Origin of the sequence: Eisenbergiella tayi (assembly GCF_001881565.1) — a bacterium.
GTDB classification, from domain to species: domain Bacteria; phylum Bacillota; class Clostridia; order Lachnospirales; family Lachnospiraceae; genus Eisenbergiella; species Eisenbergiella tayi.
The window spans coordinates 70,538-95,153 of sequence record NZ_MPDJ01000001.1 but is presented as its reverse complement, the minus strand read 5'-3'; the positions used below and the strand labels follow the sequence as shown (position 1 = coordinate 95,153).

Genomic DNA, 24,616 nt, shown 5'->3' with positions numbered 1-24,616 from the left:
TCTCCCGGCCGTTCCCGGCGGTAAAGAGGTCCTTAAAGGGGACGCTTCCGCTCGGATAAACACGCAGCGGTACTAAGGCTGCAAAGGACGCAGCCTAAGGACCGGCGAGTTTATGACGCCCCTTACAGGATCCTCTTTACCGCCGGGAACGGCCGGGAGAAGAGGAGCCAGGACCGGGCAGGCACCACAGCCGCAGGGGACGGTGAGGAATTCCAGGTCTTTATGTTACACTAATTATAATGAACTGGAAATATAGAAGCAAGGGTTTCACAAAACAGCCAAAAATGAGGAACCCATTTCCAAAAACCCCGGTATTTTAAACAAAAACAGGTCGTGCTATGCTGGAATTACAAAGGAGGCAGCACTTATGAAAATGAAAAAATGGTTGGCAGTACTGATGACATTGGCGGTGACAACAGCGGGGCTTGCCGGATGCGGCGCATCGGATAAGCCGGCAGCACAACAGGAATCCGCCGGGAAAACGGAGGCGGCGGAAACCGTATCCGGGGAAACAGGCAGCAGTGAACAGGCCGGAGGGGAGAAAGTCAGAATAAAGCTTTTTACCGGCAAAATCGAAACGATTGATGTGATGGATGATATTATTGCAGATTTTAACGCATCCCAGGATCGGATTGAGGTGGAACAGGAATACCAGAAGGATGCCAGTAATATCATTAAAATCAAATTTGCTTCAGGAGAGGTGCCGGATATCATGACCACCTATGAACAGGGGTTTGTGGATGAAGGCAAGTACCTGGATCTTTCCGGGCAGTCGGAGTGGTGGGATCGTCTTTCCCCATCCATGAAGGAAGCCTGTACGGATGTGAAAACAGGAAACCAGTACAGAGTATGTACCAATATGACCATGGCCGGCTTTTTCTACAATAAGGAAATGCTGGATGAAATGGGACTGGAAATACCCCGGCAGTGGGATGATTTTGTAACTGTCCTGGAAACGATAAAAAAGGAGAAACCGGATGTCACTCCCTGGTTTATTTTCGGGAGCGAGGCATGGCATTTGGGACATTTGATTGAATTTATTCCTCATGGTTATGTGAAATCAACTTTAGGTACAATCGATGCGAAAAAAGCGATGCTGAATAATGATCAGTCCAGTCTGCGTTTCGGCGAACCGGACGGCCCGATGGCGGTTTTTGCATCCAAAATGCTGGAGCTTCAGGATAAGGGGCTGATCAATGAGGATGTGCTGACGGCTACAAGCGATAACTGTGTCCAGGATTTTGTAAATGGAAAGGCAGCGATGTTCAGCAATGGCATGTGGGTGATTTCCAGCCTTTTGGAAGCCAATCCTGATATGGCGGATAAAATCGGTTTTGCCCCCTACCCGGCGTATATGCCTGATTCAAAGCCTGTGGTACTGAGCGCGGAGGATTCCGGATATTCTATTTCAGCCACAACAGAGCATAAGGAAGAGGCCATTGAATTCCTGAATTTCCTTTTCCTTCCGGAAAACCAGAAGAAGTACAGTGAAGCGGCCAAGGCTCCCAGTGCCTTTACGGATGTAACCGCAGACTGGGCTCCGGAAACAATTGTGAAAGAAGTGTCTGCAGCGGTTGACAGTGCTGTAAATATTGGATACACAAATGAAAAGCCGGCAGGATTTTCAGGAGATGACGCAGGAAGAATGCTTCAGGAACTGTTTGCCGGGCAGTATACGGCGGAAGAATTTGCAGAAGCCTATGAGCAGGCATGGCAGGACGGAATGAATACAGGCGGCGAATAAAAGAAACGGGGAGGTACCCTTAAGGCAGCTTAGGGTACCTTTTCTTTAAGAGGAGACAAAACATGAAGAAAAAAACCTGGGGAATACATACCTTTATGGCAATACCGGCCTTCCTGCTGTTCGCTGTTTTCTTCCTGTATCCATTAGGAAGAGGGCTGCAGATGAGCCTCACAAACTGGGATGGGATCGGTAAAGCTGAGTTTATAGGTCTGGGTAATTTCCGTTCCTTTTTTACGGATAAAAGAGCTATGGGAGATATCCGCAATACGCTTCTGTTCGCGCTGGGAAGCGCCCCGCTGCTGAATATTGTGGGACTGGGTTATGCCCTTTTGATGAACGGAAGATTCCGCGGCAAATCGCTGGCAAGAATGTTTATTTATATGCCGGCGATAATCAGCCCGCTGATCATGGGCTATATCTGGTATCTGCTGCTGCAGCCGGGAAGAGGCTTCCTGTTTCATCTGCTTGATAAAATGGGAAAAGGTGCCTGGTTCGGAAACTGGCTGGGAAGCTTCGGCAGCGCGATGCTTGTGCTGATTCTGGTCAATGTATGGCAGTATGCGGGCATGACTATGGTGATCTACCTGGCAGGTCTGCAGTCCATTCCCACGGAGCTGTATGAAGCGGGAAAGATGGACGGCGCTTCCGGTATATCGGCTTTCCGGTATATTACCATACCGCTCTTAGGGCCTTCTATCCGGATCAATGTCATTACCAACATTATCGGTTCTCTGTCCGTCTTTGACATTGTCATGTCTCTGACCGGAGGCGGCCCGGGATATCAGACGGAGACCTTGAGCATCTATATTATGAGGATGTGTTATGGAAGCAAGACCGGTTACTCTACCGCGGTGGCGGTTATTATGTTTTTTATTATATTGATACCGGTTCTGGCCGCATTAAGGCTGACCCGGGAAAAAGAATAGAGGGAGGTTTCTATGAAAAAAGTACTGAACAGCTGCAGATATCTGGCTATTATTTTAATCTGCCTGCTTTGCCTCACTCCCTTTCTCATCCTTTTGATTTTGTCCCTGAATACGCCCCAGAGAAATTTTTATGAAGGACATATGCTGATTCCGGATTTTTATTTTGCTAATTTTGCTATGGGCTGGGAGAAATCAAACATTGGAAGGGCTATGGTTAATTCCGGGATCATCACGCTGGAAGCGGTTCTGCTGATTGTACTTCTCGGATCCATGGCAGGCTTTGCCATAGCGCGGTTCCCAATAAAAATGAATAAAGGTATTTTTTCGGTGCTGCTGTGCTGTATGATGGTTCCGGGAATTATCAATACGGTCCCTCTCTATACGCTGATGATAAAAATAAATGCAGTGAATACCCTGTGGGGCATGGCCTGTGTATGTGCAACAACGGCTCTGCCGCAGGCGGTTTTCGTATTTACCGGATTTATCAAAGCCCTTCCCAAAGAGGTGGAGGAGGCGGCTGTCATAGATGGCTGTTCCTGGACGAGAGTTTTCTGGAATATTGATTTCCCGTTATTAAAGCCCTCTATTTCAGCGGTAGTGATTCTGAATGCCTTCGGGATCTGGAATAACTATTCCCAGGCGGTGTTTTTTCTGCAGGACAGCAGGAAGCATAATGTACCGCAGGCGCTTTCCGTATATTTCCAGCAGTTTGCTGGAGCAAAATGGAATCTGATGGCGGCTACTGCAGTAATAGCCGTTATACCGGTAGTGGCAGCCTTTTTACTCTTTCAGAAAAATCTGATGCGCGGATTGACTGACGGCGCATTGAAAGGATAGGAAATCGTGTATGAAAATGGATTTATACCCTGAAAAAGCGCAGTACCTGACTGGTGAAGAGGTATTGCTTATCGCGGAGAAGACAGATGTTATGCCTTTTGACGGTCAGCCTGCAGGAATGAACGAATTGCTGGAGCTTCGCATATTTTTCCTGGAAAAGCAGATAAGGACAGTAGCAGTACAGATGTACGATGACTGTATACCGATTCAGGCAGGATGTTTTCAATCGGAGTTTGCCGGATATGGAGCAGAGCTGTGGAAGAAGGGAACGGGGGATGCCCGGCTCACTGAGGAGTTTTGTATTGCATCAACTTCGTTTGATGTGGTTGATAAGCCGTCCCGTTCCATCAGATATGGCTTCCTCAGTGATTTTGATTCCCGGGACGGGGACGACGGCGGAGATTTGGATTTTCTAAGGAAGTATCATATAAATATGATACAGTTTTATGACTGGTCCTTCCGGCATGATTCCCTCGTTCCCAAAGAAGATATTTATGAAGATATGATGGGCAAAAGGAAGGATTTTGGGGTAATACGGAAAAAGATGGAAGAAGCCCGCCGTATGGGAATGAAGACGCTTGGATACGGGGCTGTGTATGCCGCCGGTGAAAGCTATTACAGGGAACATCCGGAGCAGGCTTTGTATACCTCCTGTGGGGAGCCTTTCCGTTTTATAGATATCTTTTACATTATGAATATTAAGAATGACAACCCATGGCATTATCATATTATTGAAGAATATGCGGAAGCAGTGAAGAAAGCAGGCTTTGACGGGATCCATATGGATACCTATGGCTTCCCCAAGACTGCATTTTCCATGGATAGGGAGAGAATAGAGCTGCAGAAGGAATTCCCCGGGCTGATACAGGATACGAAGGAACGATTGTCTCAGGAACCGGGTGAGCATTATCTGATTTTCAATAATGTCGGGAACTGGCCTGTAGGAGCCGCGGCTGCCGCGCCTGTGGATGCGGTATATATAGAAGTATGGCCTCCTTATGAAAGGTATCACCATATCCGGGAAATTATCAGAGAAGCAAAATCCGCCTGCGGGAAAGCAAAACCGGTAATTCTGGCCGCATATCTGGAACCCTTCCGGACAAGCGGAGGGAAAGAGCCTCCGGTGGAAGAGAAGGCCGGTTACAGTGCGAGGATACTGACGGCGGCAATCATTTCGCTGGGAGCATCCCATCTTCTTATGGGGGAAGACGGCTGTGTTCTGACACAGGGCTATTATCCCGATTATACAAAAATGTCTGAAACACTGAAGGCTCAGATGAGAAGCTATTATGACTTCCTGATCCGCTATATGAATCTGTTTTACTGTGAGGAAATGCAGGAGGTTACCATGACCCATATGGGCTGGGATAATTATGAATACCAGTGCGGCTTTCCCTGCAGCGGTGACGGAATGGCAGACAGAATATGGATGATAGCCAGAGAAGGCGGAAAAGAAAAGAGCATCAGTCTTATTAACCTGTGCGGGTGCGGGGATGACTGCTGGAATAAAGGAAAATACAGACCTGAAGTACAGAAAGAATTGGAACTTACGGTACTTACAGATGGGGAAACAGAAGGCGTATATATAGCAAGCCCTGACGGAGAAACGGCAGGAGACGGATCGGGGATTGGTGCAGCCATGAAGCCTTTGGCATATACCTGTTTCGAAACAGACAGGGGGAAATTTATTCGTTTTACGGTTCCGGTGCTTTATGTATGGGCGCTGGTTTATATAAAAGGCAAATGAGGAACTATAACGGGCTACAGTCCATATTTTTTATAAAGTCTTTTACGCAGGGCAGCATTTTCAGCTGCCCGCAGAATTTCAGACATCCTGTTTTCTTCGGCCAGCTTTTGGATGAGAAGAGCAAACCTGGTTTCCCCCTTTTTAATACCGATAGACTGTCCTTCTGCCCTGCAGTCGTCCATCCATTCATCAAACGCTTTACACATATCCACAATACCTCCTTCTAAATTATCTGACATGTATTTTCTCAGCTTACGGGAATTGGTACATGTGATAATCACTTCAAATCCCGCTTCTGTCATTTTTGAAAAGGCATCCCTGTTTTCATAAAAAAACTGCTTCATTGCATTTTTATCATCAACTCGCTGCAGGATACCCATAACCTCTCTCAATTCGGTGCAAAACAAATCAATATCGATATCTTTTCTTACTGAATATATACGAATGGGGTAGTCGGGAATCTCATGGCGCAGCGATTCGGGGATCCTGGAAAAATCAAGCATATCATGAATATTTTCCGGATGTGTCCATTCTTCTTTCCCATAATAGATAACAAGAGAAAGAACCGGCAGCAGGAAATCCGTCTCTGCGAAACAGGACATTCCTTTTTCCGCCTTATGCTCTGCCATGATTGCTTTAATCTGCCGGCCATATTCATCCGCATCGTAGCGCATACAGCGTACCGGCATACGAAAATCCCTGTGTTCCTGGTTCTCCACGGCTAATATGGCGGCAGGCGCCCGGCAAAAGAGCAGCTTCTTAATATCCCGGAGCTGTTTGCTGTAAACGCCCTGATTGCTTTTTGTGGGCTGAACACTGTCCAGGGGCAGCAGCTCTTCCGGACGTATCATACGTTTCCCATGAAAGCAGCATCCGTTTATCAGGTCAGCGAAAATATGCGGATTTGACATAAAATCATTCAGGAGGATATCTTTTTTCCCCATATAATTCTCCTATCATTATAATACTTTTGGACGTAGAAAATCAATCATAATTTGGTTTTTAATAAAAGGATTTGCCGAGAGAGGTAATTGTTCATTCCCCATTTCCACCTCGCGTATCCCGTCCCTTTCTTCTGTCCCCTCCTGCCATTCCCTGGATTTTATCCGGCGGCGTACTCCATGGTCCGGCTGCTACAGACAACAAAAGCGGCTGTTTCTAACTATTTTGTACCCATACTCCCCTGCCAATGCAGCTGAACTCCTCCCTGCGGTCGTCAAACAAACGCTGCTAAGGACAGGCAGTGGAGCATTGGAACAAAATAGTAAGAAACAGCTCCCTTTTTTGAGATGCAGCAGCCGGACCATGGAGTACGCCGCCGGATAAAATCCAGGGAATGGCAGGAGGGGACAGAAGAAAGGGACGGGATACGCGAGGTGGAAATGGGGAATGAACAATTACAGAGAGATTTCTCAAAGATTCAAAAGACATTTTGAAATTATCGTAATACGAGAATACCAGATATTCCGATAAAAAACAAGATTAATTTACAGCATTTCGTGTTCCGACAGTTACAGTTCAAAAAAACCCATATTTCCGAAAAAAAGAAACAAGACCTGGAAGAAAGAAGATGTTATAGTAAATAGTATGAAGTACATGATATAATGGGATAGAAAAACATAGGATGACCTGAATAAGGGAGGGAATCAGAATGAATGAAGTTTTGGAGCAAATCAGAAAAATCGGTATTGTGCCTGTTGTGAAGCTTGACAGGGTGGAGGATGCGGTTCCGCTGGCGGAAAGCTTATGTAAGGGCGGACTTCCCTGTGCGGAGGTGACCTTCCGTACGGCAGCGGCGGCAGGGGCTATTGCAGCTATCCGCAAGGCTTTTCCGGACATGCTGCTGGGAGCCGGAACGGTTCTCACCACAAAGCAGGTGGATGAGGCGATGGAAGCAGGAGCAACCTTCATTGTCAGCCCGGGGCTGAATCCTGAGGTTGTGAAGTATTGTGTGGATAATAAAATTCCGGTAACGCCCGGCTGTTCCAATCCCAGCGATATTGAACAGGCTATTTCCCTGGGACTGGATGTGGTGAAGTTTTTCCCGGCGGAAGCGGCAGGAGGGCTTGCCATGATCAAGGCGATGTCCGCTCCTTATGTGAATATGAAATTTATGCCTACCGGAGGCATCAGCGCCAAGAATCTGAATGAATATCTGAGTTTTAATAAGATCATTGCCTGCGGCGGCAGCTGGATGGTAAAGGATGATTTGATTAAGGCCGGTGAATTTGATAAGATTGAGGCTTTGACAAGGGAAGCGGTTGAGCAGATGCTGGGCTTTGAACTGGCTCATGTGGGAATTAATGAGACGGATGAGGAAGCGGCGGACAAGACCGCAGGACGCTTCGAATCCATTTTCGGGTTAGAGAAGAAAACAGGATCCGGCTCTGTATTCGCAGGAACGGCGGTAGAGGTGATGAAGACACCCGGACTGGGAGCGAAGGGCCATATCGGAATCCGTACCAACTATATTGACAGAGCGGTGAACTATCTGGAAAATCAGGGCGTGGAATTTAACCCTTCCAGCGCGAAGTATGATGACAAAGGAAATCTGAAGGCTATTTACCTGAAGGAAGAGATTGGCGGCTTTGCCGTACATCTGGTACAGAAATAAAACAGGATAACGGAAGTGAAGGCTGAAAAAGAAAGGTGAGGAAATCATGAGCAAAGTAGTAACATTTGGAGAGATTATGCTGAGGCTGGCGCCGGAAGGCTATTACCGTATTGTGCAGGCGGAAAAATATGTTGCCACTTATGGCGGCGGCGAGGCAAACGTGTCTGTTTCCCTGGCAAATTACGGTCTGGATTCCAAGTTCGTAAGCAAGCTTCCCAAAAACGAAATCGGACAGGCAGGCGTAAATTCCTTACGTAAATTCGGTGTGGACACCTCGGATATTGTGAGGGGCGGAAACCGTGTGGGTATTTATTACCTGGAAAAAGGAGCGAGCCAGCGTCCTTCCAAGGTTATTTATGACCGTGCGGGATCCTCCATCGCAGAGGCGGTTAAGGAGGACTTTGACTGGGATAAGATTTTTGAAGGCGCGGACTGGTTCCATTTTACAGGAATTACTCCCGCCCTTGGAGATAATATTGCAGAGATCTGTATGGAAGCGGTGAAGAAGGCAAAAGAAAAAGGCATTACCGTAAGCTGCGACCTGAACTACAGAAATAAGCTCTGGAGCAAGGAAAAAGCAGGCCAGGTAATGGGTGAGCTTTGTAAATATGTGGATGTATGTATTGCCAATGAAGAGGATGCCGGTGATGTGTTCGGCATCAAAGCTGCCAATACGGATGTAACGAGCGGACAGGTGAATCATGAAGGCTATAAGGATGTGGCGAAGCAGCTGGCCGACCGTTTCGGTTTCAGCAAGGTTGCCATTACCCTGAGAAGCTCCATATCCGCGAATGACAATAAATGGGCGGCAATGCTGTATGATGAAGGAAATTATTATTTCAGCAAGAATTATCTCATGCATATCGTGGATCGCGTAGGCGGAGGGGATTCATTTGGAGCAGGTCTGATCTACAGCTGTCTGCAGAATATGGAGCCTCAGCAGATTATTGAATTCGCGGTGGCGGCAAGCTGTCTGAAGCACAGCATTGAAGGGGACTTCAATATGGTTACTGTAGATGAAGTGATGAAGCTGGCAGGCGGAGATGCATCAGGAAGAGTTCAGCGCTGATGCGGCATTAAGAATATAAATACGGTTAACATAGGAAAGCCGCAGGTGAACGTGATTGATAAGATACCAACGTTCCCTGCGGTTTTTACACAGGTATTTATATAAAAAAGAACAGGAGAGGGTATGAAAATTGACAGAATGCTGGAAATCATAATCTACTTAGTCAATCATGACAACGTTTCCGCCCGTTATCTGGCGGAACGTTTCGGCGTATCCGTCCGGACGATCCAAAGGGATATAGTCAGCATTTCTTCTATCGGAATACCGGTATACGCTGCCGGGGGAAAATACGGGGGCTATTCCATTCTGCCGACTTATAAGATGAAAAACCTGAATATCCGGGAGGATGAACAGCAGATGATCCGGAAGGCGCTGGAAAGCCTTGCCACATCTTATACCAGTGATACGCTGGACGGGCTGATAGAGAAATATAACGCTATCGTGGAAAAAGAAGGCGGACAGAAGGTTTTCTGGGATTTTGGCGTATCCAGGGAGAATAAAAAGGTTCAGGATTCCAATCGGCTTCTGGAAAAAGCGATTCATAACAAAAACGTTGTATCGTTTTCTTATCAAAAGGCGGACGGAACACAGTCACAGCAAAGTGTGGAACCGCTGGCTATCCATTATAAATGGTATGCCTGGTATCTGTTTGCTTATTCGAAAAAAAGGCAGGCATACCGGACTTACAAAATAGCCAGGATGCGGGATATTACAATAGAAGAACGGAAAGCGGTAAGAGATCATGGAGATATCCGGGAACGGATGAAAGAATCGGAAAAGGAATATTACCGGACCTGCATTGCCATAGAGATACATTTTCATGAAAAAGAAGCCGATCTTATGGAAGAATTCTTTCCGGATTGTGCTGTAGAAAGGCTGCCGGATGGGCAGTGCAGGACGTTTATTTATGTACCGCCCGGTGAACGGCTGTGGAAGGCGCTGCTTCTCAGTTTTGGCGACAGGGTACGGGTAGTGGGGCCGGAGGAGTATAAGGCGGATCTGATTCTTACCGCACAGAAATTTCTCTCTAATTACGACATATAGCTGTCGCATGTGCTTGTTATTATGAAGAAAAGGCTTTCAAAGTAAAGCCGGCGCATAATGACAAGGAGGACTTTTTTATGGAGATAACAAAAAAGGAAATAAAAGAAAGGTTATATGAGCTGGGAGCAGATTTGTGCGGTATAGCGGGTGTTGATCGGTTCGGTGAAGCGCCGGAGGGGTATCACCCGCTGGATGTGCTGCCTTCCTGCCAATCGGTAATTGTCTTCGCCTGCCGGTTCCCGGCCGGGACTCTGGCCTGTAAAACAGGGGTACCCTATACGGTAGTGCGGAATATTTTGTCGGACAAAATGGATAAAATGGCAGTCCAATTCTGCGCCGAAATGGAAAAGTTCCATGTTCTGGCGGTGCCTCTGAGGACGAACGGATCGGAGATGGATGAAAAAACGGGGAGATGGAGGAGCATTGTTTCCGCCAAGCATGCCGCCCAGGCGGCAGGACTGGGTACGATTGGAAGGAATACACTGCTGCTTACCCTGGAATATGGGAGTATGGTATGGCTCAGCGTGATTTTGACGGAGCTTGCGCTGGAGGCTGATGAGCTGAAGGCGGATATCTGCAATAACTGTAACCTCTGTGTTGAGATCTGTCCGGTCAATGCGTTGGAAAGTCCGGAAATGAATCAAAATGCATGCTGGGATTATGCTTTCGGTGAAGTGAAGGGAGACTGGCGGATCAGCTGTCATCGGTGCAGGGATATCTGTCCTTTCCTTCTGGGAACGGAAAACAAGGCTATGAACAGGGAAAACAGGAGCAACTGCGAAACAGATGGCAAAAGAATACCTGTGCCTTCCATATAAAATGAAAAAACATAAAAAAAAAATTCTTCCGGCAATGATTCCGGCCGGAAGAATTTTGCCTGTACTTTTTCTATTTATAATGCCGCTGAAAAAATCTGCTCTTTATTTCCCCAGATATCTTCTCTCTCTTCTAATTTGGTAAATCCATATTTTTCATACAATCCTTTTTCCCCGCTGACAAGATAGACCCTTGAGAAACCCAGTTCCCCGGCATAGGCCATGGCGCATTGGATGAGCTTCTGGCTCAGGCGTCTGCCGCGGTATTTTTCGTCCACAAACATATAGCCAATATAGGGAGAATAAGGGACATCAGGGATACAATCCTTACGGGCCAGAGTACAGTAACCCGCAATTTCCTCATTGATATAGGCGGCAAAGACTCTTTCCCAGCCGGTAAATAAATGCTCTGTCATATCCTTTGCAAGAAAAGGCCCGGCTTTCCAGGAGCAGGCAACCGCATACGCACAAACCTGTTCCCACTGAGGATCCGTTTCCTGCAAAGCTTTTATCTGAAGCATATATAGCCTCCTTATCAGTTTCCTTGTTTTATTCTGTAATTCTGATTTTAGTGCCTGCAGATGAAATTGTCAAATAATCCGAAAAATAGTGTTGACAACATTATCTGTAAATGATATAGTTACAGTATCAAATGTAAAGAAAATAATTACAGTTAAAAAGTCAGAAAGGAGAGCGGATTTGAACAGTGATTTTTGTGTGGCTGTGCATGGGCTGGTATATTTGAAGCATAAGAACGATATGGTTCCCAGTGAGGAGCTGGCGAAGAATATCTGTACCAATCCTGCCCGCGTGAGAAAGGTGATGGCCAGACTGAAAAAGGCCGGACTTGTACAGACGAAGGAAGGAAAGGTAGGCGGTTATTCCTCTGTGGAAAAGGCCGGCGATATTACTCTGTACCGGATTACCGAAGCTCTTTCCATCCGGTTTGTGGATGCATCCTGGCGCAGCGGGGACAGCGATATGAGCTGTCTTATCGCCTCCGGAATGGCAGAGGTAATGAACGGCATCTACCTGGAACTGAATGGCTTATGTCTGGATAATCTGAAACAGATTACAGTGGGAGAGGTAGAGAAGCAATTATTTTCAAGAAAAAGAAAAGGGGAAGCGAAATGAAGGAATTTGATAATATCATTATAGGGTTTGGAAAGGGCGGAAAAACATTGGCCGGTGCCCTGGCTGCAAAAGGCGAGAAGACAGCGCTTATCGAGCGTTCCGATAAAATGTATGGCGGCACCTGCATCAATGTAGCCTGCATTCCCAGCAAATTTCTGGAAAACAGTGCGAGACTTTCCGCGGAGGCCGGCGGCAGCTTTCAGGAAAAAGCAGCGCGTTATCGGCGGACAATAGAAGAAAAAAGACAGATCATTTCAGATCTGCGTCAGAAGAATCTGGCAAAGGCCGTGGGAGCAGGCGTTGAAGTGATCACAGGGACAGCATCTTTTCTGGATGACCATAAAATTCAGGTGTCTTATCCCGATGGAACCGGGGAAGAATTATATGGAAAGAGAATTTTTATCAATACAGGTGCAAAACCCTTTATTCCCCCTATTGCAGGATTGAAGGAAAGCCGTTATGCTTATACAAGCGAAGGAATGATGGAATTGGAAGAGCTGCCGGAGAGGCTTCTCATTATCGGCGGCGGTTATATCGGTCTTGAGTTTGCATCCTATTATACGAATTTTGGCTCGAAAGTAACTGTTATCCAGGATGGAGAACGCTTTATACCCAGAGAGGATGAGGAAGTGGCCGCATCGGTGCTCGCCCATATGACGGAAACAGGAATCCGTATTCTGCGCAGTTCGGAAGTCACTGAGGTAAAGGATGGTACCGACGGGGCAGAGGTAACGGTGAAAACCGGAGACGGGGAAGAGACGCTTCACGTGCAGGCGATATTGGTCGCCACCGGACGAAGGCCCAACGTGGAAGGCCTTCATCCCGAAAACGCAGGAATCCAGCTGACGAAACGGGGGGCCATCCAAACCGACGAAGGGCTGCGTACCTCGGTACCCCACATCTGGGCTATGGGAGATGTGGCAGGCGGCCTCCAGTTTACCTATATTTCCCTGGATGACAGCCGTATTGTAAAATCCCAGATTCTGGGAGACGGAAGCCGTACCACACAGAACAGAGGGGCAGTACCCTACAGTGTATTTCTCGATCCCCCGCTGTCAAGGGCCGGCATGACGGAGAAAGAGGCCCGCGAAGCAGGTTTCGAGGTGAAGGTTGCCCGTATGATGACCGCAGCGGCTCCCAGGGCACGTGTGCTGAAAGCCACGACAGGTATGCTGAAGGCAGTGATCGATGCCGGTACGGGTCAGATTCTGGGAGCACATTTTTACTGTGCCGAATCCCATGAACTGATTAATCTGATTAAGCTTGCCATGGATGCAAAGATTCCGTATACAGTTCTTCGGGATAATATATATAACCATCCTACCATGAGTGAAACATTCAATGATTTCTTTGCAGCAGTTAACTAATATTTATTTTATAGGAGATGATTATGGGTCTGTCAGTTGAAACCGGAATTCCGGTAATTACCGTATTTATACAGGGGCTTCTCAGCTTTTTCTCCCCCTGTGTGCTGCCGCTTGTTCCTTTGTATGTCAGTTATCTGGCCGGGGGAACCAAGACGGTGGACGAAAATGGAAACGTACATTACCCTCGTAAAAAGGTGATGGTGAATACGCTGTTTTTTGTACTGGGCGTCAGCTTTACCTTTTTCCTGTTGGGATTCGGCTTTACCGCCATGGGCCGTTTCTTTACCAGCAACCGTGCCTGGTTCGCGCGGGTCAGCGGCATCATCATGATACTGTTCGGTTTGTATCAGCTGGGGCTGTTCGGCCGCTCGGAAACCATTGAAAAAGAGCACAGGCTGCCTTTCCGGCTGGATCGTTTTTCCATGAATCCGCTGGTGGCGCTGATTCTCGGCTTTACCTTCAGCTTTGCCTGGACTCCCTGCGTAGGGCCTACTCTGGGCAGCGTGCTGCTGATGGCATCTTCCTCCGCATCTTCAGCCAAAGGATTCCTTCTTGTAGGTGTTTATACACTTGGATTTGTCATTCCCTTCCTTCTTGTAGGTATTTTCACCGGCTCTGTCCTTGATTTCTTTAAGAAAAAGAGGAATGTGGTCAAATATACGGTCAAGATCGGAGCAGTCCTGCTGATTCTTATGGGTGTTATGACCCTGACCGGCTTTATGAACGGAATTACCAGCTATCTGTCCAAGGTTCAGCTGGGAGGCGAAACACAGCAGATACAGGAAACGCAGTCCGCAGATAACGGGACGGAGGCTTCGGGAGAAAATGGTGCAGCAGCCGGAACGGATGGAAATACGGAAAATGCTTCTGCTGCAGAAACGGCAGCCGAGGAGACTTCCAAAGAAGAGAAAATAGGGGCCCCTGATTTTACCCTGGTGGATCAATATGGGGAGACGCATACGCTTTCCGATTATAAAGGAAAAACCGTATTCCTGAATTTCTGGGCTACCTGGTGTCCGCCCTGTAAGGGAGAAATGCCGGATATCCAGAAGCTGTATGAAAAGTATGGAAACAACGGAGAGGATCTGGTGGTGCTTGGGGTAGCCAATCCGAAAACGGACGGATATCCTTATAACCAGGACGGCACACAGGAAGAGGTGGAAAAATTCCTCACTGATAATGGCTATACCTTCCCGGTAGTAATGGATACCACCGGCGAAATATTCAACCAGTACGGTATCCGTTCCTTCCCCACTACCTTTATGATTGACAAGGACGGGAATGTGTTCGGTTATGTATCCGGCGCTCTGAGTGCCGATATGATGGAAAGTGTGGTTTCCCAGACAATGTCGGGGAAAAGAACACAGTAGATTTGAAAATATGAAAAACGTCCGGGGCTGATTGCTCCGGGCGTTTTTTGCAGACAGATAAAGTATGATATTATAATTGCTGAGTATAAATGCAAAGCCCCGAAGGAAGATCCGGAAAATGCAGGACTTCCTGCAGAGAAAACCTGTGCTTTTCCAGAACCCTGCAGGAACCGGTATTATCCTGGACCACATAGGCTTTTAGGCATTTTATGCCTTCCCGGACAGCAGTTTCTTTTAAATGCAGGATTACTTCCGTGCTGTAGCCCCGGTTCCAGAAACGGGGATAAAGATAGACAGACATGGAACGGGTGTACTCCTCGTTTTCCTCTTTTTTCAGAGCGGCAACCCCTACGGGGGTCAGATCGTCCTTCAGGCAGATCATATATCCGTAATTACCGGGAGACGTATATTCCCGGTATAAATCTTCCGCCTCCTGTATGCTTTTGTGTGTAGAGAAGCGCATAAACCTGGCAACTTCGGGATCGGATGTGAGAGAAAAAATGGTAGGAATGTCATCCTCCGTCAGAGGACGGAGAAGCAGTTGACTGGCTGTCATTTGTTACCTCCTGAAATGATGGTTATTCCCGCAGGCTGCGGGTCTTTTGCTTACTATAGCTGTTTATAATATATCCGGCTGTCTTCCCCGCCTGTATCCGGACGGTTTTCTTTATAGACAAATCCGTATTTTTCGTAGAAGCCAATATGATCTGTTGCCAGATATACGGTGTGGCTGCCGGCCTTTCCCGCCTCACCGCAGGCATGTTCGATAAGCAGTTCGCTGTACCGGCGGCCGCGGTATTCCGGCGCTGTAAAGACAAAGCCAAGCCATGGGAAAAGGGATTCATCTGCGATACAGTCCTGATGGGTAAGGGTGACAAAGGAAACTATTTTTTCTCCGTCGATCAGGAGAAAGAGCTTTCCATTTTTTCCAAGTGTGTCTTCAAAGCTGTTTTCTCTTAATAATTTCGCCAGATACTTAGCGGCGCCCCAGCTGAAGCCTTCTATTTCCTTTATCCAGTGTTCTTTTTGTCCATCTTCAAAATATTCAATTATCTGCATGCGATATGCTCCTGTTCATGAAATAGGTGGCTGTTTGTAAAGAGAGGGGGGTAGAGATTTTATTCCAGCTTTTTATGTATGACAAAAATTTCAGAGTCAATCCTTTTACAAAGTCAGAACTCCGGCATTTCAATAAATACCACCTTTTCCCCATCCGCAATTCCGCCATATACTTTATCATTCAGTCTTCCGGTTTCAAGATAATGCCTGATCACATACTGAGCGGTAAAAGGCATTTCCAATGAATTTAATTCGTCATAATCAAACCATTTACAGATTCCTTCGTTGGATATAATATCTGTATCCACATGCTCCTTTAATTCGGCAAAAAAGTAATAATTCTGCCTCAGTTCCCCTTTTGTTCTCTTTAAAGTGACATATCTTAAGGAAAGCTCGGAAATTTCACTTGCTGTAAGTCCCGTTTCCTCTTCCAATTCCCTTAAAACACATGCACCTGCATCATTCAGCTCATCTTTCTCGAAATGGCCTCCCGCAGAACCAATCCATAAATTATTTACAACACTGCTTCCCTGACGGTAAAGCAAAAGCATTTTATTGCTTTTTGACAGATAAACGGAAGTCATGCATCTTAATTTTCCATCCATATATTCTGCATCCTTTTATTCCCGCAGGAAACGGGCCAAACGGGCACGATGGCATAGAACCAAAGGTTCTCCTGCCTGCTGAGACATTTGCCGTATTTCCGCGAATCCATATTGTTCAAGACTTATTAATCATATTATGCTATTGCCTGAAAGTCAATCGATCGGTATCATTTACGGGAGGCATTCAGCATTTAACAATGGTATTCGTAAATAAAAAAGCTCATTTTTGCGGTTTGTCCGTTAATATTGAAAATATGTTCTTTTTCGCAGTGCCGTCTCATCCCCTGATGTTCATAGAAACCATAATTACAGCTTGTATCGGTAAATAAGTAAAATTCATCAAGTTTTTGTTCCTTCAGATAATCCAGAACAGCCTGAAACAGCATCTTCCCTATTCCTTTTCCCCTGCAGGAGGGATCGACGGCAAACAGTGCGAGTTCAGCCGGATAAGATTTCCCGGCATCGGTTAAAAGCTGTTTATCAATACCGTTTACATTCCCGAAAATTTTTGATACGTTTCGGCCCTCTTTGGATAAATACAGAGACAGAATGGATTTTATTTGTGCTGCCCTGTATTTCAGGGGGCATTTATAGCCGGCTGTAATTTTACACAAAATAATTCCCACTGGTTTGCCATTCCATACCGCAACACGGGAGAAGGTGTGATTGGTTAAGCAGCTGTTTAAAAAGACACGGGCTAATCGGGCAGCCGTCTCGGAACTGCTGAATTCATCGTAATGCCATGTCTCCCGAATCATATTCTCCAATTCCTGAAAATCCTCTTTTTGATATTCTCGTAAGGTAATCTTCATATTTATTTCTCCTTGTCATTTTTTTCTGACGAAAACTCCCCAGGTGCCGAATGACCTCCAGCCGCTGTAAAGTTTTAGTTTACAATTCGAATGATAATGTTTACAGTAACTGTAAAGTCAATAAGGAGATCTGAAAAAATGAAAAAAAGTAAAATCCAATTAACCACTGCTCAATTTGCCAAATTACATGAGGTGAATAAACGGACTCTGCATTACTATGATACGATCGGCCTTTTTTCACCCGATACAAAAGGAGATAACGGTTATAGATATTATAATTTTTCTCAAAGTATAGATTTTGAGTATATACGGATGCTGAAAGATCTGAATATGAGTATTGAAGAAATACAGAAGTATTTACATACCCCTGATTCTGACAGCTTTATAAAAATCGCTGAAATAAAGGAAAAAGAAATAGATGCTCAGATACAAAATTTAAAGAGGGTAAGAAAGATACTGCATGCTAAAAAGGAACAGGTAAAATTTTGCGATACGTTGCAGGAGCAGGAAATCAGAATAACAGAATGTGAGGAAGAAGAATATTTGATTCTTCCGTATGATTTTTCAGATGATGATTTCTCTGATTTATTTACCTATATAAAAGATGTATGGAGCATCGAACAAATCCGTATGGGAATCGGCGGTTTTATTTCTGTTGATAAGGTTTTGAATGAGGAATTTGATGATTATGACGGTATCTATACCCCTGCTCTGAGCGGTTCTTCATCAGCGCAGAGGGCAATAAAACCCAGGGGAAAGTATTTATGCGGTTACCAAAAAGGAGCATGGGACAAATTACCTCTGATGTATGCCAGGATGGTATCATTTGCGGAAGAAAATGGCTTTAAGCTCGTTGGGTATGCTTATGAACTGGGATTGAACGAATTTGTGATCGCGGACAAGAATGATTATATCACGCAGATTATGATCAGGATTGAGGAAAAAAAGGAATAGCAGGGAGGAAGGAACGCGTTTCCCTGTAGAAAACATCCTGCCGTAAAAACGGCAGGATGCAGGTAAACTTTTCTGTTTATTTAAGGCAGGTATTCTTCCTGTCCTTCGAAGCCTGGCATTTACAGAAGATGGACGCCATGGCTTTCCGCTTCCGCTGTAATATCATCCGGCCAGAGGGAACACTGTACCTCGCCGATATGGGCTTTCCGAAGGAAGAACATACATATACGGGACTGTCCGATACCTCCACCAATGGTAAAAGGAAGTTTTTCTTCAATAATGGCTTTCTGGAAGGGGAGGCTGGCTCTGTCCATACATCCGGCTTTCTGAAGCTGGGAAAGAAGAGCGTCCTTATCCACACGGATACCCATGGAGGAAAGCTCCAGTGCGATATCCAGTACCGGATAATAGACCACGATATCCGCATTCAGCGACCAGTCATCATAGTCCGGCGCACGGCCGTCATGGCGTTCTCCGGATTCCATGACATCACCGATCTGCATGATGCAGACAGCGCCTTTGGCCTTGGCTATATAATATTCCCTTTCCTTGGGAGTGTTGTCAGGGAACATATCCTCCAGCTCCTGTGTGGTTACGAAGAAGATATCATGAGGAAGGATTTCCTCTATGTAATCGTACTGGATGGACATAAACTTTTCTGTTTTCCGAAGCACCTTGTATACAATACGCACCACATCCTTCAGCGTGTCCAGAGTGCGTTCTTCTTTGGTAATAATCTTTTCCCAATCCCACTGATCCACATAAATGGAATGGATGTTATCCGTAACCTCATCTCTGCGGATAGCGCTCATATCGGTGTACAGGCCCTCGCCGGGCATAAATCCGTATTTTTTTAATGCATAACGCTTCCATTTAGCCAGAGACTGCACGATCTCCGCTTCATAATCATTCTGTTCCTTGATCCCGAAAGCGACGGGACGTTCCACACCATTTAAGTTATCGTTCAGCCCGGAAGCCGGATCCACAAAAAGAGGAGCGGATACACGCAGCAGGTTCAGCCGTTCTGCAAGAAGGGTCTGAAAGAAATCTTTTACCGTCTTAATACCGATCTGGGTATCATGAAGGGATAAGGCAGACTGGTAGTTTTTAGGAATATTCAAATTTTCCATGTTTTTTTCTCCGGTTCCACTGGCCGGATATACCTCCCACTTTTGATTCATGCAAAGGCAGCAGACCAAGTGATTATGTATGGTCATCAATAAGCTGCCAGCAAGGTCAAATATACCCGGAATTACGGATGGCATTTGACCTGACAATAGTCCTTTCCTATCATAATCCAGCAGAATGAGGATGTCAATTATATCTGTCTGTATGAAGATAAAAAGTTCTGTCCGTATGAAGATAAAAAGTTGTTACCCTTCACAGCCCCCTGGCTCCCAATCCACTGTCCTTGTGCTGCCCCGTCCTGTTTTTAAACGGTCCCACCGTCCTGCTTTCTGCCCTGGGCCGCGCCGGCCTGTAAGAGAGATGAAATAATTGGTTTAGGCTCTTTTTCTACTTCGGACTCAGAATTCAACTCAGTAATTGGTCGAAAGTTTTGATATTCTTTTTCAGTCATATATTTATCTGTACCCCCAAAAAATTTTTTTTGCTTGGTATCATATGAATAGATAGTATCAACAAACACAAGAAGAACCTGATTCAATTCTTCATCATTAAAAAAATAAATGCCCATCTTTATCATAGATGTGAACGTTGTCATAGTCTTATGTAACTTTATTAAACATATCAATGAACGCAGTAAAAATAATTCAACCTTTAAAGGTGCCACTCCATTTTTAAATGACACCTTGCATTATCCAAGTATTTCCTCTGAAGAAATTTTCCAACTGGTACTTTTCATCTCATAAAAAATTATAGAATACTATATTCTATAATTAAAATAAGAAACAGTTACCTGTTTACTCAGGATTTTTACATAACTTATGGCCAAAGCTATAAGTTGAAAAAACTACACATATAGTGTATAAATAATTTGTTTGCAAACTAAATGACACATATTTGACACTTTATTCCAAGTCATATTAGTGATATAATGATAAAAATAGAATAATATAATCTATATATTTGGAGGAAATATGAAAATAGTAAAAAAAATAAAACTACCTATATTCTTTATACTATATTTAATAATATGCTGGCATTATGGATCTGCATATATACTTAGAGATATAAGGCTCCTCCCAACTGATAATACAAGTATATTAATTATTGTGGTCTATTTTGGACTAATCATCGCTACCACGCTTCTATCTGTAACAAAGCTGGAAAGAATGATATTATTCATCTTCTCCCTTATTATGCTTTGCTGGAATATCGGTTCTGCTTTACAGATTAGTGGTCTAAATCCATTAAGCACAAGACTTATAGAACTTTTAGCATTTCTAAATGCACCAAATCCCTACATTGCAATTAATTACCCTACTGATTTACATTACTTCTCGTATTTTCGTATAGCTAATTTGCTTTTAGCATTGATCCCTTTCATTGTTTATCTTTTCACTACTTTATTCTTAGCCACAAGATTAATTGGCTCTGAAAAGGTCAGAAGTAATAAAATGCTAATGATTTTAACAATTGTAACTTGCTGCACATTGAAACTATCAACCCTGTCAGCAGGTTTTGTCGTTTATGCTGTATTGTCAGCAGTCGAATTCTTCTGCTGGATTTATACTATGTATCAGTACCGAAATAACCAGATAATAACAAAAATATTTTTTCTTTTCCTATGCACAGTTACCGTTTTCTATTCCATAGAAATAATTTTATTTCAACTGTCAGGATTTGGACACTTAGGGAATGACTATATAGGATTTTATTATAACGAATTGGTGTTAGGTCCTATTATCTTTCATTATATAAACCTATTTCCAATTTTTTATGATTATTCAATCAATTTACCTGAATTTATATGTATTTTAATCTTGTTTTCCTTTTCCTGTTTCTTTTTTATCCATCTTGGGGGTAAAAAAAGAGTTACCACAAAGAACTGGCCGGAGAAATAAAACTCCGGCCAGTCGGCTTTTTACATTTCCTATTATGATGCTATGCATTATAATAATCGCATGCTATCCCTTTTACTTTCAGTGAGTTTTTGTCGAATACTACTTTGCATGCTTTTATTCCAGGATATGTACATGCTGTAAATTCGACTATATAATCCCCCATGTTGATTTTAGAGTTAATATTACCATCATCTTCTAGGTCAATTCCGATTGTCAGTAAATCTAAAATGACATTTAAAGCCTCCATTTCAGCGGTTCCCGCAATTTGTTTGAATATGAATGATATACCATCTTCGGAGAATTTGTTCGGATGCATAATTACTTCACTGACTTCTTCCAATGCAAAAAATGGAGCCAACTCCGGAAAAGCAAAACATGCAAGTATTTCCCCAATTCCCGCTGCAAACTCAGCAAATAGCCCATCAACTATCGCCTGTTTAATATCGAGAATATTCCCTGATTGTGGAATATATGGCATTCCAGATGTCTCTGGAACAATAAGAGTTTCTTCAAGGCACCGTCCATCACCATCACAATATTCATATCTGTTCTGGTAAGGTAAACGGATCAGCTGCATTCCAAGTGTTAATGACTTAATCACATTGACATTACTATACCAAACACCTTTCTTCGTTAAATCGCTGAAATACGTAAGAAGGAGATATCCTGCCTGGATACACATGTACTCTTTATCCGTGAGTATTTCCTTATCCTGCTGATATGGTGCCTTAACTTTGTATCCGCAGATCGGGCATTTATAGTACAGCAGTTTTTTTGAATTATGCTGCCCCAACTCATAGACAGCACGCATTTTATGCTTTGTACAATCCTTGTATTTATCATGCCCGCATTTTGTATTTGCATTAAAGCCTTCATATCTGCCAGATGCCATATCCTTATCCAACGGGAACTGTAAATTCGAACCAAGAATTCCATACTCATGGAATTGGTCAAAAGCCCAGTTTGCAGGCATTTTAAATCCTAAATTCCCGCTATATCCTGTTGACATGTCAGCTACGAAACTGCTGCAGGCCAGATTTTTATTGGAAACAGTGGTGCAGATGTTCCGGGAGCCGTAAATGCCGACCCTGTAATCAGCCCCTGTCTCAGCCATATATTTTGCAATACCTTCAAAATGAGGAATGATTTGATCTCGGCACTGTATTTCATTAAAGTCGTAGTCTACGGCAAAATATATGATTTCCCCATATGGAATTCTAAGTGCCTTTGCTGCTATAACAGCCTTCTTTGCATCTGAATAGCCCTGATCATACTTAAAATATGTTGAAGCGGCACCTCCATCCTGATAGATGGGAAAAATTTTCAGTCCAGCATCCGATGTAATTTGAATCTCCTCGATCGTCAATGCCTTGCTTACACGGACACCATTTGTTGTTACTGTACCTGTAAGATATCTGCCAACAATTTTATATCCATGTTCTACCAGTAATGCCGCTTTGGGCGCATCCAATATTGTTGCGCAATCACAGGCATTGGCATCACGTTCTGGATCTCCCTTGCTGTGGAGCAGAGCAGACCATGTCCTTCTGTTTACACTCCCCATTGTCACCATGGAATCAAGGTTTAAGCACATAAACTTCTGGAAATTTGTCACTGCAGTAACTACTTCATCTGAATAGTTACCATTTACACTGACTTCATATCCATTGCAAGTTAAGGCACACTGTAAAATGCTCACTAGCCTTGAATTCGATACCCCCTTGCCAATACTCGGCATAGCCCGGTATGTATTATTACCAATCGAACCATCTGCTGCGGTTCCAATTGCATCCTGAAATGCGAAAATAAGGGCTTTACTTGTTTTCCTGTCATTAATACCTCCTGTTGGCAGATAACCAAGGCTTTTTTTAAATACACTGTAATAGTTTCTGTTCAGATATTGCTGAACAGCCCTTACCGCATCGCTGCCACCAGATACTTTTACCGTAGGATCCGTAGTCAATAAAGATTTAAAGACATCCGGTTCCATTTTGTTATTTTCCGGAATTCCCAGGTCAGTTTTGTATTGATTGATTGCAGACTGGAGAGCCGGTCCAAAAACTCCATCAAATCCGCCAGCGTTATACCCTTTGCAAATAAATCCGCCTTGCACTATACGCAGCAGTATTTCATCCGATGTATTGATACTAATGACAGGGCATGCACTATCTGTAGCACCTCCCCAAATTCCATCAGCTCCAAGATTAAAATGAAGCTGCAGCGCCATGACAAGCGCTTTGACAGTGGTATTTCCTGTCATACCATCCGGTTTGACAGGAAATTCTCCAGAAGTAACGCCCGTTTCATCATACTTAAATTTTTTCGGCCATGTGTCGTTTAACCATTGCTGTACATCCTGTACCATCTTGTCCATAGTAGACCTCCTTCGTTGCATATCTTTTAGTTACAGTTATTAGTAGTACTTGCTTTTCTTAAATGGAAACAAAATTACAAACATTTAGAAAAATAAGTAACACTGGGGGACTGATGGAAAAAAATAAAAATTATCTGGAGGATAATGGAGTAGAATACTAGATAAATAACTATGGAAATCCGTATTATTATGACGACGGATTTAGTGTGCAGGGGATACCAGTCACATTTGATTATGAACTTTCTTCTGAATGGAATGAAATGAAGAGAAAAGAAAATTCTTTTCTTGCCTTCATTAAGTTTACAGCACCCATAGATATAATGGTTCCATTTAAAGTAGAAGATCGGATTATTCTACCTGTGAACAAGCACCAATAATGGGGGAAATTACATTGTACAAAAATATCCTCAATTTTTTAATGCATAAAAGTACGCGGGAGCAGTCCGGAGAGTATTATGGTTTGACTTGCGCTAGGGATATTAAGAAAAGATGTAATTTGGTAAATATGTAATTGCTAGACGTGTATACATATACATAGTAGATTCAGATGTTGAATTGGAAGTAAACATGAGATACCGGTTGCAATCAATAATTTTTGGAAAAAAGAGAGGATAGCACTTACAAAGGGGGTATTTTATATGGTGACACAAGCGCAGAAGAGTAATGAAGTATATGTATTTTATCGAGCAAGTAGCGGAAAAAAGGATTTATAGTGCAGAAGAAGGATGGAATCGAAACGAACTGCATGAAAAATGAAGAAACAGATTGTGAACCAATTTCTGTAGAGAGCAATGATGATTATGGTGATGATATGATCTTGATTCTTAATAATTACAGGAATCCCTTTGGATGTAATAAAAACGATGCATCACTCATGATTCAGTGGGATTGTTCTGGATGATATGGCGTATCTTACAGCCGTCCATGTCAGGCATCAAAACATCCAGGCTCCAGACAAAGACCTTTGCTGCAGCAACTAAACGACCTTCTGGCTGAAGGAGCGAGACTGTCTATATAACTGTGTATTGTCGTAAATTGGTATGTACCCGGTTCCCTTTTTCGGCACTCCGCGATTTGGTTTTACCTATGTTTGCATGACGGTTTTTTCCAAAATACGAC

General features: G+C 44.1%; 23 protein-coding genes. 14 read left to right on the top strand and 9 right to left on the bottom strand.

Annotation, left to right across the window (positions count from 1 at the left end; translation table 11 throughout):
* Window positions 1-367: 367 nt before the first annotated feature.
* The 4 genes from BLA28_RS00435 to BLA28_RS00420 all read left to right on the top strand — a co-directional run bounded on the left by BLA28_RS00435 (window position 368) and on the right by BLA28_RS00420 (window position 5,254).
* Window positions 368-1,744, top strand: a complete 1,377-nt coding sequence (locus BLA28_RS00435) for an ABC transporter substrate-binding protein (RefSeq protein WP_044964510.1) — start codon at window positions 368-370, stop codon at window positions 1,742-1,744.
* 62 nt (window positions 1,745-1,806) lie between these two features.
* Window positions 1,807-2,670, top strand: a complete 864-nt coding sequence (locus BLA28_RS00430; protein WP_044964509.1) for a carbohydrate ABC transporter permease — start codon at window positions 1,807-1,809, stop codon at window positions 2,668-2,670.
* A 12-nt stretch (window positions 2,671-2,682) separates the two neighbouring features.
* The gene (locus BLA28_RS00425) at window positions 2,683-3,507 is read left to right on the top strand and encodes a carbohydrate ABC transporter permease (RefSeq protein ID WP_009255915.1); all 825 of its coding nucleotides are present in this window, start codon (window positions 2,683-2,685) and stop codon (window positions 3,505-3,507) included.
* A 10-nt stretch (window positions 3,508-3,517) separates the two neighbouring features.
* Window positions 3,518-5,254 (top strand): glycoside hydrolase family 66 protein, encoded by a 1,737-nt coding sequence (locus BLA28_RS00420; protein WP_081329776.1) that lies wholly within the window; start codon window positions 3,518-3,520, stop codon window positions 5,252-5,254.
* 14 nt (window positions 5,255-5,268) lie between these two features.
* Here the strand turns inward: BLA28_RS00420 and BLA28_RS00415 are convergent, their stop codons facing one another.
* Entirely contained in the window at window positions 5,269-6,198 is a 930-nt protein-coding gene (locus BLA28_RS00415; RefSeq protein WP_069155576.1) for an Rpn family recombination-promoting nuclease/putative transposase, read from the bottom strand.
* Between the two features lie 707 nt (window positions 6,199-6,905).
* Here BLA28_RS00415 and eda point away from each other — a divergent pair.
* The 4 genes from eda (at window position 6,906) to BLA28_RS00395 (ending at window position 10,799) form a co-directional block, all read left to right on the top strand.
* Window positions 6,906-7,868 (top strand): bifunctional 4-hydroxy-2-oxoglutarate aldolase/2-dehydro-3-deoxy-phosphogluconate aldolase, encoded by a 963-nt coding sequence (eda, locus tag BLA28_RS00410; protein WP_044964499.1) that lies wholly within the window; start codon window positions 6,906-6,908, stop codon window positions 7,866-7,868.
* A gap of 43 nt (window positions 7,869-7,911) precedes the next feature.
* The gene (locus BLA28_RS00405; RefSeq protein ID WP_171902262.1) at window positions 7,912-8,937 is read left to right on the top strand and encodes a PfkB family carbohydrate kinase; all 1,026 of its coding nucleotides are present in this window, start codon (window positions 7,912-7,914) and stop codon (window positions 8,935-8,937) included.
* A gap of 123 nt (window positions 8,938-9,060) precedes the next feature.
* Window positions 9,061-9,981, top strand: a complete 921-nt coding sequence (locus tag BLA28_RS00400) for a helix-turn-helix transcriptional regulator (RefSeq protein ID WP_069155575.1) — start codon at window positions 9,061-9,063, stop codon at window positions 9,979-9,981.
* Window positions 9,982-10,058: 77 nt separating this feature from the next.
* Entirely contained in the window at window positions 10,059-10,799 is a 741-nt protein-coding gene (locus BLA28_RS00395; protein ID WP_069155574.1) for a 4Fe-4S binding protein, read from the top strand.
* Between the two features lie 74 nt (window positions 10,800-10,873).
* Here BLA28_RS00395 and BLA28_RS00390 read toward each other — a convergent pair whose 3' ends face one another.
* Window positions 10,874-11,317 carry a GNAT family N-acetyltransferase gene (locus BLA28_RS00390; RefSeq protein ID WP_069155573.1) on the bottom strand — a complete coding sequence of 148 codons (444 nt, stop codon included), beginning with the start codon at window positions 11,315-11,317 and terminating at the stop codon, window positions 10,874-10,876.
* Window positions 11,318-11,495: 178 nt separating this feature from the next.
* Between BLA28_RS00390 and BLA28_RS00385 the strand changes: the two genes are divergently transcribed.
* The 3 genes from BLA28_RS00385 to BLA28_RS00375 are packed head-to-tail and all read left to right on the top strand — an operon-like array spanning window position 11,496 to window position 14,667.
* Entirely contained in the window at window positions 11,496-11,930 is a 435-nt protein-coding gene (locus BLA28_RS00385; RefSeq protein ID WP_069155572.1) for an RrF2 family transcriptional regulator, read from the top strand.
* Entirely contained in the window at window positions 11,927-13,297 is a 1,371-nt protein-coding gene (locus BLA28_RS00380) for an FAD-dependent oxidoreductase (protein WP_069155571.1), read from the top strand. Before BLA28_RS00385 ends, BLA28_RS00380 begins: the two co-directional genes overlap by 4 nt.
* A 23-nt stretch (window positions 13,298-13,320) precedes the next feature.
* Entirely contained in the window at window positions 13,321-14,667 is a 1,347-nt protein-coding gene (locus tag BLA28_RS00375) for a cytochrome c biogenesis protein/redoxin (RefSeq protein WP_069155570.1), read from the top strand.
* Window positions 14,668-14,737: 70 nt separating this feature from the next.
* Here BLA28_RS00375 and BLA28_RS00370 read toward each other — a convergent pair whose 3' ends face one another.
* From BLA28_RS00370 to BLA28_RS00355, 4 genes are all read right to left on the bottom strand, one after another.
* Complete coding sequence (locus tag BLA28_RS00370) at window positions 14,738-15,223, bottom strand: GNAT family N-acetyltransferase (protein ID WP_069155569.1); 486 nt, start codon at window positions 15,221-15,223, stop codon at window positions 14,738-14,740.
* A 53-nt stretch (window positions 15,224-15,276) separates the two neighbouring features.
* Window positions 15,277-15,726 carry a GNAT family N-acetyltransferase gene (locus BLA28_RS00365; RefSeq protein ID WP_069155568.1) on the bottom strand — a complete coding sequence of 150 codons (450 nt, stop codon included), beginning with the start codon at window positions 15,724-15,726 and terminating at the stop codon, window positions 15,277-15,279.
* A gap of 113 nt (window positions 15,727-15,839) precedes the next feature.
* Window positions 15,840-16,331: an NUDIX domain-containing protein gene (locus tag BLA28_RS00360; protein ID WP_009255902.1), complete on the bottom strand. Its 492-nt coding sequence runs from the start codon at window positions 16,329-16,331 to the stop codon at window positions 15,840-15,842.
* 191 nt (window positions 16,332-16,522) lie between these two features.
* Entirely contained in the window at window positions 16,523-17,143 is a 621-nt protein-coding gene (locus tag BLA28_RS00355; protein ID WP_069155567.1) for a GNAT family N-acetyltransferase, read from the bottom strand.
* Window positions 17,144-17,281: 138 nt separating this feature from the next.
* Here BLA28_RS00355 and BLA28_RS00350 point away from each other — a divergent pair, with 138 nt between their 5' ends.
* Window positions 17,282-18,097: a MerR family transcriptional regulator gene (locus tag BLA28_RS00350; protein ID WP_069155566.1), complete on the top strand. Its 816-nt coding sequence runs from the start codon at window positions 17,282-17,284 to the stop codon at window positions 18,095-18,097.
* A gap of 119 nt (window positions 18,098-18,216) precedes the next feature.
* On the opposite strand, the gene asnA is transcribed toward BLA28_RS00350, so the two are convergent.
* Both asnA and BLA28_RS00340 read right to left on the bottom strand, forming a co-directional pair.
* Window positions 18,217-19,227: an aspartate--ammonia ligase gene (gene asnA / locus BLA28_RS00345; RefSeq protein WP_069156535.1), complete on the bottom strand. Its 1,011-nt coding sequence runs from the start codon at window positions 19,225-19,227 to the stop codon at window positions 18,217-18,219.
* Between the two features lie 302 nt (window positions 19,228-19,529).
* Window positions 19,530-19,907, bottom strand: coding sequence for a hypothetical protein (locus tag BLA28_RS00340; RefSeq protein WP_044964469.1), 378 nt, complete (start codon window positions 19,905-19,907; stop codon window positions 19,530-19,532).
* Between the two features lie 289 nt (window positions 19,908-20,196).
* Here BLA28_RS00340 and BLA28_RS00335 point away from each other — a divergent pair, with 289 nt between their 5' ends.
* On the top strand, window positions 20,197-21,123 hold the full coding sequence (locus BLA28_RS00335; protein ID WP_016359914.1) for a hypothetical protein: 927 nt from the start codon (window positions 20,197-20,199) through the stop codon (window positions 21,121-21,123).
* Between the two features lie 40 nt (window positions 21,124-21,163).
* On the opposite strand, the gene BLA28_RS00330 is transcribed toward BLA28_RS00335, so the two are convergent.
* On the bottom strand, window positions 21,164-23,497 hold the full coding sequence (locus BLA28_RS00330; protein ID WP_069155565.1) for a glycoside hydrolase domain-containing protein: 2,334 nt from the start codon (window positions 23,495-23,497) through the stop codon (window positions 21,164-21,166).
* A gap of 712 nt (window positions 23,498-24,209) precedes the next feature.
* Between BLA28_RS00330 and BLA28_RS00325 the strand changes: the two genes are divergently transcribed.
* The gene (locus BLA28_RS00325; RefSeq protein ID WP_009255896.1) at window positions 24,210-24,398 is read left to right on the top strand and encodes a hypothetical protein; all 189 of its coding nucleotides are present in this window, start codon (window positions 24,210-24,212) and stop codon (window positions 24,396-24,398) included.
* Window positions 24,399-24,616: the final 218 nt, after the last annotated feature.